The 14230-nt window shown below is 62.5% G+C and carries 17 protein-coding genes; 10 read left to right on the forward strand and 7 right to left on the reverse strand.

The window, feature by feature from the left end; genetic code table 11:
• Positions 1-32: 32 nt before the first annotated feature.
• Entirely contained in the window at positions 33-779 is a 747-nt protein-coding gene (locus NPS46_RS10125; RefSeq protein ID WP_274106716.1) for a LytR/AlgR family response regulator transcription factor, read from the reverse strand.
• Positions 780-1239: 460 nt separating this feature from the next.
• Here NPS46_RS10125 and argH point away from each other — a divergent pair, with 460 nt between their 5' ends.
• Positions 1240-2634 carry an argininosuccinate lyase gene (gene argH / locus NPS46_RS10135; protein ID WP_274106718.1) on the forward strand — a complete coding sequence of 465 codons (1395 nt, stop codon included), beginning with the start codon at positions 1240-1242 and terminating at the stop codon, positions 2632-2634.
• Positions 2635-2680: 46 nt separating this feature from the next.
• On the opposite strand, the gene NPS46_RS10140 is transcribed toward argH, so the two are convergent.
• The gene (locus NPS46_RS10140; RefSeq protein WP_274106720.1) at positions 2681-3340 is read right to left on the reverse strand and encodes a glutathione S-transferase family protein; all 660 of its coding nucleotides are present in this window, start codon (positions 3338-3340) and stop codon (positions 2681-2683) included.
• Positions 3341-3461: 121 nt separating this feature from the next.
• Between NPS46_RS10140 and NPS46_RS10145 the strand changes: the two genes are divergently transcribed.
• From NPS46_RS10145 to NPS46_RS10155, 3 genes are all read left to right on the forward strand, one after another.
• Positions 3462-3740: a hypothetical protein gene (locus tag NPS46_RS10145; RefSeq protein WP_274106722.1), complete on the forward strand. Its 279-nt coding sequence runs from the start codon at positions 3462-3464 to the stop codon at positions 3738-3740.
• Positions 3741-3885: 145 nt separating this feature from the next.
• Positions 3886-4131, forward strand: coding sequence for a TIGR02647 family protein (locus NPS46_RS10150; RefSeq protein WP_274106724.1), 246 nt, complete (start codon positions 3886-3888; stop codon positions 4129-4131).
• Between the two features lie 176 nt (positions 4132-4307).
• Complete coding sequence (locus tag NPS46_RS10155) at positions 4308-7172, forward strand: class I adenylate cyclase (protein ID WP_274106726.1); 2865 nt, start codon at positions 4308-4310, stop codon at positions 7170-7172.
• Here NPS46_RS10155 and rnk read toward each other — a convergent pair.
• The 3 genes from rnk to cyaY all read right to left on the reverse strand — a co-directional run bounded on the left by rnk (position 7162) and on the right by cyaY (position 8273).
• On the reverse strand, positions 7162-7572 hold the full coding sequence (gene rnk, locus NPS46_RS10160; RefSeq protein WP_274106728.1) for a nucleoside diphosphate kinase regulator: 411 nt from the start codon (positions 7570-7572) through the stop codon (positions 7162-7164). The genes NPS46_RS10155 and rnk overlap by 11 nt on opposite strands.
• 138 nt (positions 7573-7710) lie before the next feature.
• On the reverse strand, positions 7711-7938 hold the full coding sequence (locus tag NPS46_RS10165; protein WP_274106730.1) for a DUF1289 domain-containing protein: 228 nt from the start codon (positions 7936-7938) through the stop codon (positions 7711-7713).
• A 2-nt stretch (positions 7939-7940) separates the two neighbouring features.
• On the reverse strand, positions 7941-8273 hold the full coding sequence (gene cyaY, locus NPS46_RS10170; RefSeq protein WP_274106732.1) for an iron donor protein CyaY: 333 nt from the start codon (positions 8271-8273) through the stop codon (positions 7941-7943).
• Positions 8274-8498: 225 nt separating this feature from the next.
• On the opposite strand from cyaY, the gene lptM reads away from it, so the two are divergent.
• Genes lptM through NPS46_RS10200 form a run of 6 tightly spaced genes read left to right on the forward strand, consistent with a single transcriptional unit; the run spans position 8499 to position 13077 of the window.
• Positions 8499-8645, forward strand: coding sequence for an LPS translocon maturation chaperone LptM (lptM, locus tag NPS46_RS10175; protein ID WP_274106734.1), 147 nt, complete (start codon positions 8499-8501; stop codon positions 8643-8645).
• A gap of 10 nt (positions 8646-8655) precedes the next feature.
• Positions 8656-9903 (forward strand): diaminopimelate decarboxylase, encoded by a 1248-nt coding sequence (lysA, locus tag NPS46_RS10180; RefSeq protein WP_274106736.1) that lies wholly within the window; start codon positions 8656-8658, stop codon positions 9901-9903.
• 4 nt (positions 9904-9907) lie between these two features.
• Positions 9908-10738, forward strand: a complete 831-nt coding sequence (gene dapF, locus NPS46_RS10185) for a diaminopimelate epimerase (protein WP_274106738.1) — start codon at positions 9908-9910, stop codon at positions 10736-10738.
• A gap of 13 nt (positions 10739-10751) precedes the next feature.
• Positions 10752-11477, forward strand: a complete 726-nt coding sequence (locus NPS46_RS10190; protein WP_274106740.1) for a DUF484 family protein — start codon at positions 10752-10754, stop codon at positions 11475-11477.
• 2 nt (positions 11478-11479) lie between these two features.
• Positions 11480-12376, forward strand: a complete 897-nt coding sequence (xerC, locus tag NPS46_RS10195; RefSeq protein WP_274106742.1) for a tyrosine recombinase XerC — start codon at positions 11480-11482, stop codon at positions 12374-12376.
• The gene (locus NPS46_RS10200) at positions 12376-13077 is read left to right on the forward strand and encodes an HAD family hydrolase (RefSeq protein WP_274106744.1); all 702 of its coding nucleotides are present in this window, start codon (positions 12376-12378) and stop codon (positions 13075-13077) included. The genes xerC and NPS46_RS10200 overlap by 1 nt, the downstream gene beginning before the upstream one ends.
• 89 nt (positions 13078-13166) lie before the next feature.
• Here NPS46_RS10200 and sutA read toward each other — a convergent pair whose 3' ends face one another.
• Entirely contained in the window at positions 13167-13493 is a 327-nt protein-coding gene (sutA, locus tag NPS46_RS10205) for a transcriptional regulator SutA (protein ID WP_274106746.1), read from the reverse strand.
• Positions 13494-13595: 102 nt separating this feature from the next.
• Positions 13596-14021: a secondary thiamine-phosphate synthase enzyme YjbQ gene (locus NPS46_RS10210; RefSeq protein ID WP_274106748.1), complete on the reverse strand. Its 426-nt coding sequence runs from the start codon at positions 14019-14021 to the stop codon at positions 13596-13598.
• Positions 14022-14230 lie beyond the last annotated feature (209 nt).

Below are 14230 nucleotides of genomic sequence, written 5' to 3' on the forward strand. Positions count from 1 at the left end.
TCGAAACCGCCCGTTACCGCCTGAAGGCCACGCTAAAGCTGCTGCATCAGCTTGCGCACGCCCGCCACATGTCGCCGGCTGACGATCAGCGCATCGCCGTTGAGCCCCTTGAGGTAGAGCTGGAAATGCCCCAGTGGTGTGCGTTGCAGTCGCTCGATGCGATCACGGGCGACCAGTGCATTGCGATGAATACGCACAAAGCGCTCGCCAAACTCATCCTCAAGGGCCTTGAGCGGCTCGTCCAGCAGCACTTCCCCTCCCTCATGGCGCAAGGTCACGTACTTATGATCAGCAATGAAATAGATAACCTGCGCCAACGGGATCAGCTCGATTCCCTTGCGGGTCCGGGCGCTGATATGGCTGCGCGGGCCATTGCCGCTTTCGGCGGCCGGACGAGTCAGCGCCGCCAACTGGGTGCGCCCGGGGCGAACCGCCCTCTTCAGGGCCGCCAGGAGAGATTCGGGGGTAGGCGGCTTGAGCAGATAGCTCACTTCGCTGGCCTGCAAGGCGGCTTCGGCGAATTCGTCCGGGGCGCAACAGAGTACCAGTGCCGGCGGCATCTCGCGCTCGCACAGCTTGGCAGCGACCTGCAGCCCGTCAAGGCCGGGCAGGCCAATATCGAGCAACACCAGATCCGGCTTGAGGGTGTCGATCAGCGACAGGGCCTCTTCGCCATTCGTGGCGCTGGGCTCCAGGACACTGTAACCGGCAAGCTCGCTGACCATTCGGCTCAGGCGCTCGCGGGCCAGGGGTTCGTCATCAACGATCAGGACATTCATATAGCGCTGGATTCCTGCGTGAGTCGTGCACAAGGAAAGCGTAGACACGTGACGTGACGTCCGTCACCGCGATCCACGCTAAGACTAGCGCGAAGGCCAAAAAGTGCCGTGAACCCGACACCTATATTATTCACCCCAGCCGCTCGCGCCCGGCGCAGGGCTGGCCAAAGCAGGGTTTCGCCATTGGGTATGCAGATACGCAATCTATTCACCTCCAACCGCCCGCCATTGCCAAAACGAGGGGGACAGCCGCAAATACGTCAGCCTTCCTGAGCAACTGTAGACGTTTGCCAAGACGATAGCGCTCTATCGAAAAATATCCTTGCACTCAAACTGTGTCGTCAAGCCCCGGGCGAACGACAAAAATCGCCTGAGCGGCGTCACCGACTGGATTGGCAACCCTGTTATCATCGCCCGCAACTTTTCCGTCAGCCCTCTTGCGCAGATCACGAGCGAACCCATGAGCACCGACAAGACCAATCAGTCCTGGGGCGGCCGCTTCAGTGAACCCGTCGACGCCTTCGTCGCCCGCTTCACCGCCTCCGTCACGTTCGACCAACGCCTGTACCGCCACGACATCATGGGCTCCATCGCCCACGCCACGATGCTGGCCAAGGTCGGCGTGCTGACCGACGCCGAGCGCGACACCATCATCGCCGGCCTGAACACCATCCAGAGCGAAATCGAGGCGGGTACATTCGATTGGCGCGTCGACCTGGAAGATGTGCACATGAACATCGAGGCGCGTCTGACTGACCGCATCGGCGTCACCGGCAAGAAACTGCACACCGGCCGTAGCCGCAACGACCAGGTGGCGACCGATATCCGTCTGTGGCTGCGTGATGAGATCGACCTGATCCTGGGCGAGATCACCCGCCTGCAAAAAGGCCTGCTGGAACAGGCCGAACGTGAAGCCGAGACGATCATGCCCGGCTTCACCCACCTGCAAACCGCCCAGCCCGTGACCTTCGGCCACCACCTGCTGGCCTGGTTCGAGATGCTCAGCCGCGACTACGAGCGCCTGGTCGACTGCCGCAAGCGCACCAACCGCATGCCCCTGGGCAGCGCCGCGCTGGCCGGCACCACGTACCCGATCGACCGCGAACTGACCTGCCAGCTACTGGGCTTCGATGCCGTGGGCGGCAACTCCCTGGACAACGTTTCCGATCGCGACTTCGCCATCGAATTCTGCGCCGCCGCCAGCCTGGCGATGATGCACCTGTCGCGCTTCTCCGAAGAGCTGGTGCTGTGGACCAGCGCGCAATTCCAGTTTATCGATCTGCCTGACCGCTTCTGCACCGGCAGTTCGATCATGCCGCAAAAGAAAAACCCCGACGTGCCGGAGCTCGTGCGCGGCAAGAGCGGCCGGGTTTTCGGTGCATTGATGGGCCTGCTGACCCTGATGAAAGGCCAGCCTCTGGCCTACAACAAGGACAACCAGGAAGACAAGGAGCCGCTGTTCGACGCCGCCGACACCCTGCGCGACTCGCTGCGCGCCTTTGCCGACATGATTCCGGCGATCAAGCCCAAGCACGCGATCATGCGCGAAGCTGCGCTGCGCGGTTTCTCCACCGCGACCGACCTGGCCGACTACCTGGTACGCCGCGGCCTGCCATTTCGTGATTGCCACGAAATCGTCGGCCACGCCGTGAAATACGGCGTGGAAAACAACAAGGACCTGGCGGAAATGAGCCTGCAGGAACTGCGCGCCTTCAGCGATCAGATCGACGACGACGTGTTCGCGGTCCTGACCCTGGAAGGTTCGGTCAATGCCCGTAACCACATTGGCGGCACGGCACCGGCCCAGGTGCGTGCCGCCGTGGCACGCGGCCAGGCATTGCTGGCCAGCCGCTAAGCCCGCACTCGCACCTGCCGCCTTCGGGAAGGCAGGTGCGCGCGCCCTAGCGCTGACCGCGGACCTTGGCGAGAAACGCCGGCATCGCGGCCGCCTTGTCTGCGGCCACTTTCTGCGCATTGGGCAACTGCTCCAGACGTTCGAGCAGCGCCCTGGCCGCCGGGTAGTCCGCCAGCAGGTCCAGGCCAAAAAGCTTTTCGCAAACCAGGCAAGCCAAGCTGACACTGTACAGAAAATACAGGTCCGCCACCCCGAACGCCGCACCAGCCACAAAAGGCGCGAATTTGCCGTGCCGGGCGACCGAAGCCATCCCCAGCAGCAACTCGGCCCTGGATTTTTCCTTGATCGCCTCGGGCACCGTCATGCCGAAAAACGCTTCGCCGTAGCAGGCACGTGCCGGCAGCTCGATATACAGCTCGATTTCCCTGGCCAACGCCAGGGCCTGGGCCCGCTGGAACGGATCCGCTGGCAGTAGCGGCTTGCCGCCCTGGGTCTGCTCGATGTATTCGAGGATCACACTGGTTTCATTGATATAACCCTGCTCGACACCCAGTACCGGGACCTTCCCGCGCGGGCTGATGGCCAGGGCTTCTGGGGTCTGGCCAGCGAAAAACGGCACCTCCTCGAAAGGCAGCCCTTTCTCCAGAAGCGCCAGCTTGACCATGTTGTAGTAGTTACTGACCGAGAATCCATAAAGCTTGAGCATCATCAGCCTCCGGGCCGTGTGGGGTTGGCAGTACCTGTTATAGAGGCTCGGCCCGACGCTGACCAGCAGCATCAGGCCGCTGAATACGGGTAGACTGGCCACCTTTCCCAAGGAGCCCGCCATGAGCGAATCCCACGATATCGATGACGAAGAGTTCGCCGAGAACACCCTGATCCAGGCGATCGAAAACCAAATCGAGAACGACACACCACCCGCCGCCAAGGCGACGTTCAACAAACTGACCCTGGTCGGCTACGAGCGCGAAGAAATCCTTCAATTGATGGCCCACGTGCTGGCCGTCGAGATCGACGCCATCCTCGAGGAGGACCGTCCCTTCAACAACGAGTGGTACGAAGCCGCCCTGCGGGCCCTGCCCGAGCTACCGCCCGAGAAGAGCTGAGCCCCGGCCCAGGGGGCGTTCACACGGCCTGGGCAAGGCTGCTGCCTGCAACCGGCAAGACAGCGCCATGCAACACTGGACAGGCTGACGAAGTGGGGGCACCTTAAAGGCGTTGTCGCCTATTCCTAGAAAGTCTGGAGCACCTATGTCGTATACCCCCGAGTTGGTTGCCGAACTGGAAATCCTTGCACTCTTCAATCTGGGAAGTACCCAGGAAGGTCTGAAAATTCACCAGACCGCTGCCCCCCAAGCTATCGCTGCCGCCAAACGCCTGTACGCCAAGGAACTGATCACCCAGCCCGATGGTGGCTACCTCACCAGCCTGGGTCGCGATGCCGCCGAGCATGCCCAGGGCCTGCTGACCATCCTGAACGTCAAAGAAACCGCCTGAGTCCGAACCTGCCTGCGAAGCCCCCGACCGGGCTTCTGCAGGTTTTGCGTCGCCCAGTGATAAATAACTGGCGCCAGAAAACAACTCCCGCCTGCTACCCTTCGCACAATGGCTGTAAACTCCATCAGCTGTGATTCCCTGACTTTTCGCGCCCCGCGAGCCGGTTCGAATTCGACATGACCCGCACCCACGAGATACGCCCCGATCTGGACGAGGGAATCGACCGCAAGGTTCTCACCCAACTGCGTGCGCGCTTTCTGAGTCTCAATGCGGGGCGCCTGGCCCGGGCCATGGAGGGGCTGACCCCGCGGCAACAGGTGGTCCTCAACCTGTTGCCGCTGTTCTTTCATGTCAATCACCCGCTCCTACCCGGCTATGTGTCCGGTAGCACACCCGCCGGCCTGTCCGGCTATGAACCCGATGCCCAGACCCTGGCCGAAGCACAGCGCCTGACTCGCTCGTTCTCCTACAAGACCCGCCATGGCAATCCCCCGCGGCCGATCCACGGCCTGTTCCTGATGGGCAGCCTGGGCACCCTCGCCCAGGCCGAAGACAGCGATATGGACCTGTGGGTCTGCCATGCCAGCCACCTGAGCGAGGACGAACTCGCGGAGCTGCAGAAAAAATGCCGCCTGCTGGAAGAGTGGGCCAATAGCCAAGGTGCTGAAGCCCACCTGTTTCTGATCGAGCCCGAGCGCTTCGTCCAGGGTGAACGCGACGCCCAACTGAGCTCGGAAGACTGCGGCACCACCCAGCACTACCTGCTGCTGGACGAGTTCTACCGCACGGCGCTCTGGCTCGCCGGACGCACCCCCCTGTGGTGGCTGGTGCCGGTCTATGAGGAAAAACGCTACGCCGAATTCACCCATACCTTGTTGTCCAAACGCTTTATCCGTGCCGACGACTGCCTGGACCTGGGCAACCTGGCGTATATCCCACCCGGCGAATTTATCGGCGCGGGGCTCTGGCAGCTCTTCAAGGGCATCGAATCGCCCTACAAATCGGTGCTCAAGCTGCTATTGACCGAGGTCTACGCCAGCGAACACCCACGGGTCGAGTGCCTGAGCCTGCGCTATAAGCAGGCCGTATTCGCCAACCACCTGGACCTCGACGAGCTCGACCCCTATGTCACGATTTACCGGCGCATCGAGGAGTATCTGCGCGACCGCAACGAGCCCGAGCGGCTGGAGCTGGTGCGCCGCGCCCTCTACCTGAAGGTCAATCGCAAGATCGGCGGCCATCAGCGCCAGCGCAACAAGGGCTGGCAACACCTGCTGCTCGAACGACTCACCCATGAATGGGGCTGGGACCAGCGGCAACTGGCGACCCTCGACAGCCGTAGCCAGTGGAAGGTCCGCCAGGTCAGTGCCGAGCGCCGTGCCTTGGTCAACGAGCTGAACTTCAGCTACCGCTTCCTCAACGAATTCGCTCGCGCCGAGCAGTCGGCCAGCCAGATCAACAAACGCGATCTGAATGTGCTGGGCCGCCGCCTGTACGCGGCCTTCGAGCGCAAGGCCGGCAAGGTGGAATTCATCAACCCCGGGATCGCCCCGGACCTGGCCGAGGACACCCTGACCCTGGTCCACGAGCAAAACCGCCAGGAACCCGGCAGCTACCACTGGGGCCTATACAACGGCAGCCTGGCCGCACCGGAATGGGAGCATTTCGCCCCCATCAAGCGCAGCCGCGACCTGCTCGAACTCCTGACCTGGTGCCATCGCAACGGCGTGATCGACAGCAGCACACGCCTGGCGCTGCATCCGGGCGCCAGCGATCTGCGCGAGTTCGAGCTGTTTAACCTGCTGACCAGCCTGCAACAGACCATCGCCCTGCCACTGAAAAGCGTCGATGAAGAGCAGCTGCTGCGCCCCAGCATTGCCGGTGAAATACTGTGGCTGGTGAATGTGGGGCTGGACCCGCTCAAACACCACAGCGAACTCAATGTACATATGACCACCGGGCGCACAGATTCCCTGAGCTATGCCGGTGTGCGGGATAACCTGGTACTGACCCTGGACCAGGTGACGCTCAACAGCTGGAACGAAGTGATGGTGGCCCGCCATGAAGGCCCCCACGCCCTGCTCGACTGCCTGCGTGACTACCTCAATAGCGTGCCCGAGGGGCGCGATGCACCCCGCCTGCAGGTTCGGTGCTTTTGCCAGAACCGCGCGCGATTTATCGCCCAGCGAGTCGAGGAAGTCGCCCAGACTGCAGCGCAACTGCTCGCCAGCGGCCAGGGCCACCGCTATCTGTTACAGATACAACAGCACTACCACGTACTGGAACTGATTCGCGGACGGGTTCGTCACCAGGCCCTGGGCAGCCTGCCCGAGCTGCTCGACTACCTTGCCATCGAGCAGCCCGGCTATCGTCCGCTGCACCTCGATGCCATGGCCTTGCGCGACCAGGACCTGGCACTGATCCTGCCCATGGCCCGTAAAGACTGCGTGCAGGTGTTTTTTCGTATCGACGACAGCCAGGCCGAGCTGTATGTACTGGATGAGTTCGCCTGCCTATGGCAGCAGCGCCTGCCCTATCACGATGAGCCGAGCCTGTTGGCGCCGCTGCAGCGCTTCCTGCAATCGATCCTCTACCGCCGCGAGGCGCTGCAGCCACTTGATGGCCAGGCACCTGGCAGTGCATTAGAGATCCACTACTACCAGTTACAGAGCATCGGCAACGGTCAGCCACGGCGTCTCGAACGGCGCGCGGCTCCCCAGAGCGCGACGAACAAGCCGTTCTATGACGTCCAGGCGATTATCGGCAAAGGCACAGCCGGGCGCAGGCATGTGGCCCTGTACTGCAATCAGCGGGAGTTTAGCGAATTGGAATATGGCGACCAGCTGTTCAGCGTGGTCGCCCGCGAGATCATCGGGCAGCGGCGTGAGGCCGAGCGCTACCGCTGCTACATCACCGACCTCGATCTGTCAGGCCTGCTCAATGACGCCCCGCGCTCGAGCAACCTATACCTGCGTTACAAGGCTGACCTGGAGCGCGCCCTCAATAGCGCGCTGGACCAGATCGACGCCCTTAGAGGTTGAAGTCACCGGCCGCTTCGGGCTGGAACTCGACTTCGAGCAGGGTCAACTTAAGGGTTTTTCCGCCCGGCGCGGGCCAGTCGATATGCTGGCCGACCTGCAGGCCCAGCAATGCACAGCCGACCGGCGCGAGGATCGAGACACGCCCATCGCCACCGGCATCCTGGGGATAGACCAGCGTCAGGTGATAGTCCTTGCCGCTGCTTTCTTCGCGGCAATGCACACGCGAGTTCATGGTCACGACACCGGCCGGCACTTCATCGTGGCCTACCACGTGTTCGGCGCGATCGAGTTCGGCCTGCAACGCGACGACGCCCGGCAGCGAGTCATCGAGGCTGTCGATCAGGCGCTCCAGACGTTGCACGTCGAGGCGGGTGAGGATGATGGAAGGTGCGGTGCTCATGATCCAGGCAGACTCCTTTTTTCTGCGCGACAAAAAAAGCAAAACCCCGCCCGAAACAGGCAGGGTTTTTACAGGCCTCGATAAGCGAGGTGTAGCCGGACACTACCACAGCAGAATAAATACACAAGCCACGCGCGCCTATCGGCCGCAGGCTGCCTCGCGCCGCTGCCCCGCCGTGGCGCAGATAACCCGGCGGCGCTGATCGTCGGCCGAACGCCATTCGCGGATATCTTCGACATGGCGAAAACAGCCCAGGCAGACTTTCGCTTCATCCAGCCGGCACAGGCTGATACAGGGCGAAGGCACGGCCGGGCTGACATTGCTGTAAAGCGGTTTGGGGGGACGAACAGGCGTTGCTTGAGCCACGATCAGATCTCTTCGAAATCCAGTTCGACGCCCGCCTGCTCCAGGGTCATGCGCGCGACCATCTCGCTGAGCAGTTCCTCGCTGGTATCGCAGACCCAGCGGCTGGTTTCCTCGTCATAGTCAAAGTGGAAACCGCCGGAGCGCGAGGCCAGCCAGAGCTGACGCAGCGGCTCCTGGCGGCTGAAGATCAGCTGGCTGCCGCCTTCGAATTTAACGGTCAACACACCGGCGGAGTTTTCCAGATCCACATCCAGACCGCTTTCGTCGTAGACGTCTTCCAGATTTTGCTGGGTGTTATCGACCAGGTCGTGAAAACGGGCTTCAGTCAAACTCATTGCGCGAACCTCGATAAGTGTCTGTGACGTCAAACGCCGCAAGATACGGACGCTGTGCCCCGAATGCAAAGGATATAGGCTAGCGCCCAACTTAGCCCCGGATGCCCGCGCAAGGCAATCGACCTGCCCGGCACAGGCCCGTCGGACGGGCTGCCGAGCGCATAGGCAAGGCGTCGGGTGGCCGGTATACTCGGGCGCAATTAACGCTTTCCAAAGGATTTCGCCATGAAGCGCCTGATCTCTTCCCTTGCCGCGCTCCTCGCGGTTGCCTGCCTCGTTTCCGCCTGCGGCCAGAAAGGCCCGCTGTACCTGCCGGATGACACCAAGTCGCCCGAAGAACAGGCCAAGACGCAATCGCACAAGCACGATTAAGGGAACTCCAATGGACGCTTTTAACTACCGCGACGGCCAGCTGTTCGCGGAAGGTGTAGCTTTGTCCGCCATCGCCGAACGCTTTGGCACACCGACCTACGTCTATTCGCGGGCCCATATCGAAGCCCAGTACCGGGCCTTCGCCGATGCCCTTGAAGGCATCCCGAGCCTGGTCTGCTTTGCGGTCAAGGCCAACTCCAACCTCGGCGTGCTCAATGTCCTGGCGCGCCTGGGTGCCGGTTTCGACATCGTTTCGCGCGGTGAGCTGGAACGCGTCCTGGCCGCTGGCGGCAGCGCCGACAAGATTGTGTTCTCCGGCGTCGGCAAGACCCGTGACGACATGCGCCGTGCCCTGGAAGTCGGTGTGCACTGCTTCAACGTCGAGTCCACCGACGAGCTGGAGCGCCTGCAAGTGGTGGCCGCCGAGCTGGGCGTTCGCGCGCCGATCTCCCTGCGGGTCAACCCAGACGTCGATGCCGGCACCCACCCGTACATTTCCACTGGCCTGAAAGAAAACAAGTTCGGCATCGCCATCGCCGACGCCGAGGATGTCTACATCCGCGCCGCACAGCTGCCGAACCTGGAAATCATGGGTGTGGACTGCCATATCGGCTCGCAACTGACCAGCTTGCCGCCGTTCCTCGATGCCCTCGACCGCCTGCTGGCGCTGATCGATCGCCTGGGCGAGTGCGGTATCTACCTGCGTCATATCGACCTGGGCGGCGGTCTAGGCGTGCGTTATCGCGACGAAGAGCCACCACAGGCTGCCGACTACATCAAGGCTGTGCGTGAGCGCATCGAAGGCCGCGACCTGGCGCTGTTGTTCGAGCCGGGCCGCTTTATCGTCGCCAACGCCGGTGCGCTGCTGACCCGCGTCGAGTACCTCAAGCACACCGAGCACAAAGACTTCGCCATCGTCGATGCGGCTATGAATGACCTGATTCGTCCGGCCCTGTACCAGGCCTGGATGGACGTCACCGCCGTGCAGCCGCGCGACAGCCAGCCACGGGCCTACGATATCGTCGGGCCGATCTGCGAGACCGGCGACTTCCTCGCCAAGGATCGCCAGCTCGCGCTGGAAGAAGGCGACCTGCTGGCCGTGCATTCGGCCGGTGCCTACGGATTTGTCATGAGCTCCAACTACAACACCCGCGGCCGCGCTGCCGAGGTGCTGGTGGACGGCGAGCAGATGTTCGAAGTGCGTCGGCGTGAAACGCTGGCCGAGCTGTATGCCGGCGAAAGCCTGCTGCCGGAGTAAGCCCATGCTGCTGCGTTTTACCAAGATGCATGGCCTGGGCAACGACTTCATGGTCCTCGACCTGGTCAGCCAGCACGCGCATATCCAGCCCAAGCACGCCAAGCAATGGGGCGACCGCCATACCGGTATCGGCTTCGACCAGCTCCTGATCGTCGAGGCGCCGAGCAACCCGGACGTGGATTTTCGCTACCGGATTTTCAATGCCGACGGTTCCGAAGTGGAGCAGTGCGGCAACGGTGCCCGCTGCTTCGCCCGCTTCGTGCTCGACAAGCGCCTGACCGCCAAGCGCCAGATCCGCGTCGAGACCAAGAGCGGCATCATCGAACTCGATGTGCGCAATGACGGCCAGATCCGCGTCAACATGGGACCACCACGGCTGGTGCCGCAGGAGATCCCATTCGAAGCGCCGGCTCAGGCCCCGAGCTATCAAGTCGAGGTCGACGGCCAGATGATCGAACTTGCCGCCATCTCCATGGGCAACCCCCATGCGGTGCTGCGCGTCGAGGACGTCAACGCTGCGCCAGTGCACGAGTTGGGGCCCAAGCTTGAGCATCACCCACGCTTTCCGGCACGGGTGAATGTCGGCTTTCTCCAGGTGATCGATCGCCAGCGCGCGCAACTGCGGGTCTGGGAACGCGGCGCCGGGGAAACCCAGGCGTGCGGCACCGGTGCCTGCGCCGCGGCAGTGGCGGCCATCAGCCAGGGCTGGATGGACTCGCCGGTCACGATCGACCTGCCCGGCGGACGCCTGAGCATCGAGTGGGCCGGCCCTGGCCAACCCGTCATGATGACGGGCCCGGCCACACGGGTGTATGAAGGACAAGTGCGTCTATGAGTGAGCAAATGCCATGACCGATAAGCCTCGAGCCAGCGCCGAACAGCCGGACGAATCACCTGCAGCCAGCCTGGAGGCCGCGGCGGTAGCGGCGTACCTCGAGGCTCATCCAGAGTTCTTCGTCGACCACGAAGAACTGCTGACGGCCTTGCGTCTGCCTCACCAGCGCGGCGATACCGTTTCGCTGGTCGAGCGCCAGATGAAAATCCTGCGCGAACGCAATATCGAGATGCGCCATCGCCTTTCCCAACTGATGGACGTGGCCCGTGACAACGACCGCCTGTTCGACAAAACCCGCCGCCTGACCCTCGCGCTGATGGATGCCGGCAGCCTCGACGAGTTGGTCATCGCTGTTGAAGACAGCCTGCGCCAGGACTTCCAGGTGCCTTTTGTCAGCCTGATCCTGTTCAGCGACACCAGCATGCCAGTCGGCCGCTGGGCCAGCCTCGCCGAAGCGCAACAGGCCATTGGCGGCCTGCTGCAGGAAGGCAAGAGCGTCAGCGGTAGCCTGCGTGACCATGAGCTGGACTTCCTGTTCGGCGAAGAACAGCGCCAACAGATCGGCTCCACGGCCGTGGTCGGCCTCAACCACCTGGGCCTGCATGGCGTGCTGGCAATTGCCAGCCGCGATCCACAGCATTACAAGAGCTCGGTCGGCACCCTGTTTCTCGGTCATATCGCCGAAGTCCTCGGCCGCACCCTGCCGCGCTACACCAACGCCCTGCGCTCGGTACGCTAAGCGTGGAACGACAGCTGGACGCCTACTGCAACCATCTGCGCAGTGAGCGCCAGGTGTCGCCGCATACGCTTGAGGCTTATCGCCGCGACCTGAACAAGGTCCTGGCGTTCTGCACCAAGGAACAACTCGATAGCTGGCGCGCCCTGGATATCCAGCGGCTGCGCCGCCTGGTCGCGCGCCTGCACCAACAGGGCCAGTCCTCGCGTAGCCTGGCCCGCCTGCTCTCGGCAGTCCGTGGGCTCTACCACTACCTGAACCGCGAAGGCCTGTGTGAGCACGATCCGGCCAATGGCCTGACGCCGCCCAAGGGCGAACGACGCCTGCCCAAGACGCTCGATACCGACCGCGCCCTGCAACTGCTTGAAGGTGCGGTGGAAGATGACTTCCTGGCCCACCGCGACCAGGCCATCCTCGAACTGTTCTATTCCTCGGGCCTGCGCCTGTCCGAACTGACCGGGCTCAACCTGGAGCAACTCGACCTGGCCGACGGCCTGGTGCAGGTCCTTGGCAAGGGGAGCAAGACGCGCCTGCTGCCCATCGGCCAGAAGGCCCGCGAGGCCCTGGGGATCTGGCTGGGCCTGCGGGCCCTGAGCAATCCGCAGGACGATGCAGTGTTTGTCAGCCAGAAAGGCCGGCGTCTCGGCGCACGGGCAATACAACTGCGGGTCAAGGCTGCCGGCGAGCGCGAATTGGGGCAGAACCTGCACCCCCATATGCTGCGACACTCCTTCGCCAGTCACCTGCTCGAATCCTCCCAGGACTTGCGGGCGGTGCAGGAGTTGCTAGGCCATTCCGATATCAAGACCACGCAGATCTACACCCACCTGGATTTCCAGCACCTGGCCGCGGTCTATGACAGCGCCCACCCACGGGCCAAACGCAGTAAAGGCAGTGACTGATGACGATTGAGCTGATTACCTTCGACCTCGACGACACCCTGTGGGATACCGCGCCGGTAATCGTCAGCGCAGAGCTGGTATTACGCGAGTGGCTGGCGGAACAGGCGCCGCAGTTGGGCGACGTCCCCACGGAACACCTGTGGGCCATCCGCGAGCAGATCCTGACCAGCGAACCACAGCTGAAGTACCGGATCAGCGCCCTGCGCCGCCGCGTACTGCTGCAGGCCCTGCGCGAGGCCGGCTACGCCCACGAACAGGCGACACAGCTGGCTGGCGCGGCCTTCGAGGTCTTTCTCCAGGCCCGACATCAGCTCGACGTCTTCCCCGAGGTGCAACCGACCCTGGAGCAACTGGCCCGGTCCTATCGCCTGGGCGTCGTCACCAACGGCAATGCCGATATTCGCCGCCTGGGCCTGGCCGAGTACTTCCAGTTTGCCCTGTGTGCCGAAGATATCGGTGTCGCCAAGCCCGACCCACGGCTGTTCCATGAAGCACTGCTGCGCGCTGGAAATGTCGCCCCAGGGGCCGCAGTGCATATCGGCGACCACCCTGGCGATGATATCGCAGGTGCCCAGCAGGCCGGTTTTCGCGCCATCTGGTACAACCCGGAGGGCAAGCCCTGGGGCGCCGTCCAGCGGCCCGACGGCGAAATTGGCAACCTGAGCGAGCTGCCCGAGTTGCTGGCCCGCTGGCGCGGCTGAGTAATCGCCCGGGCTAACGGTACTTTGCAGAAGCCCATGAAAAAGCCCGCAGCGACGGCGGGCTTTTTCAGCAAGCAAGAAGCAAACGCTTAGATAGGTCGGCTACCGTACTTGTTATCAGGCTTCTTGGGCGGGTCCGCTACCACATTGGCCTCGACTTCCTGCACTTTACCGCCCCGTGCCAGGAACTCTTCCATAGCCCGAGCCAGCGCATCGCGCTCCTTGTTCTTGGCTTCGACACTTGGCAACTCGTCAACCGATACAGCGGCCTTGGCTTTGCCCTTGGCAGCGGGTGCCGGGGCGTCATCGCCACCATCGTCGTCGGCAACGTCTTCGGCTGCCGCTTCGAGGCCTTCCTCGGTCTCGTCTTCGTCGCCTACTTCGAGGTCATCGTTTTCCAGATCATCGTCGCTCATGTTCTACCTCATGACTTGCGAAAAGCAGGTTAGTTATAGCCCAGCCGCATCTTCTGTCGAAGATCGCCGGAAAAAAATCCAATGGGCGGTGTTATCACCGGCCTAAACCCCGTCACCCTGCAGGGTAGCGAGGACTTTGCGCGCACCGCCATGGTCACGGTGTTCGCCCAGATAAATGCCTTGCCAAGTCCCCATCGCCAGCTTTCCCGCCGTGACCGGCACGGTCAGCTGACAGCCTAGCAAACTGGCCTTGAAGTGCGCAGGGAGATCATCGGCGCCTTCGTCGTTGTGTTCATAGCCGCCGGCGCCCTGGGGCACCAGCCGGTTGAAGAAAATCTCGAAATCGCGACGTACTGCCAGATCCGCGTTTTCGTTGACCGTCAAAGAAGCAGACGTGTGCTGCAGCCATAAACTCAACAGACCGACACGACAGCCCTGGAGTTCAGGCAACGCCGAGAGCAACTCGTCCGTTACCAGATGAAAGCCTCGAGGCCTTGCGCGCAGCGTTATCAGCCGCTGATGCCACATACAGTTCTCCACCTATCGGCGCGCATTCTAGCGTGCTGAATAAAAAATCAAAGTCCCGAATAATCACTCTCACCCGTAAGTTTTTGGCGCCATTGCCACAGCGCGCAAAACAAGTGCGCAACGGCTTTAGATAAATCCTTTCAGCGCGGGCAGGCGAGCCAAATCCAAGGCAAAAAAATGCCCGGCAAGCCGGGCACTTTTTTTTGTAG

It is taken from the genome of Pseudomonas putida (assembly GCF_028682395.1).
Classification (GTDB): domain Bacteria; phylum Pseudomonadota; class Gammaproteobacteria; order Pseudomonadales; family Pseudomonadaceae; genus Aquipseudomonas; species Aquipseudomonas putida_AB.

Coding starts and splice junctions, on each gene's coding strand:
- sutA (WP_274106746.1), bottom strand. CDS start 13,493: ATGAGCGACGATGATCTGGAAAACGATGACCTCGAAGTAGGCGACGAA.
- NPS46_RS10140 (WP_274106720.1), bottom strand. CDS start 3,340: ATGCTCAAGCTTTATGGATTCTCGGTCAGTAACTACTACAACATGGTC.
- NPS46_RS10155 (WP_274106726.1), top strand. CDS start 4,308: ATGACCCGCACCCACGAGATACGCCCCGATCTGGACGAGGGAATCGAC.
- NPS46_RS10145 (WP_274106722.1), top strand. CDS start 3,462: ATGAGCGAATCCCACGATATCGATGACGAAGAGTTCGCCGAGAACACC.
- NPS46_RS10210 (WP_274106748.1), bottom strand. CDS start 14,021: ATGTGGCATCAGCGGCTGATAACGCTGCGCGCAAGGCCTCGAGGCTTT.
- NPS46_RS10200 (WP_274106744.1), top strand. CDS start 12,376: ATGACGATTGAGCTGATTACCTTCGACCTCGACGACACCCTGTGGGAT.
- NPS46_RS10125 (WP_274106716.1), bottom strand. CDS start 779: ATGAATGTCCTGATCGTTGATGACGAACCCCTGGCCCGCGAGCGCCTG.
- lptM (WP_274106734.1), top strand. CDS start 8,499: ATGAAGCGCCTGATCTCTTCCCTTGCCGCGCTCCTCGCGGTTGCCTGC.
- NPS46_RS10150 (WP_274106724.1), top strand. CDS start 3,886: ATGTCGTATACCCCCGAGTTGGTTGCCGAACTGGAAATCCTTGCACTC.
- lysA (WP_274106736.1), top strand. CDS start 8,656: ATGGACGCTTTTAACTACCGCGACGGCCAGCTGTTCGCGGAAGGTGTA.
- dapF (WP_274106738.1), top strand. CDS start 9,908: ATGCTGCTGCGTTTTACCAAGATGCATGGCCTGGGCAACGACTTCATG.
- argH (WP_274106718.1), top strand. CDS start 1,240: ATGAGCACCGACAAGACCAATCAGTCCTGGGGCGGCCGCTTCAGTGAA.
- NPS46_RS10190 (WP_274106740.1), top strand. CDS start 10,752: ATGACCGATAAGCCTCGAGCCAGCGCCGAACAGCCGGACGAATCACCT.
- rnk (WP_274106728.1), bottom strand. CDS start 7,572: ATGAGCACCGCACCTTCCATCATCCTCACCCGCCTCGACGTGCAACGT.
- cyaY (WP_274106732.1), bottom strand. CDS start 8,273: ATGAGTTTGACTGAAGCCCGTTTTCACGACCTGGTCGATAACACCCAG.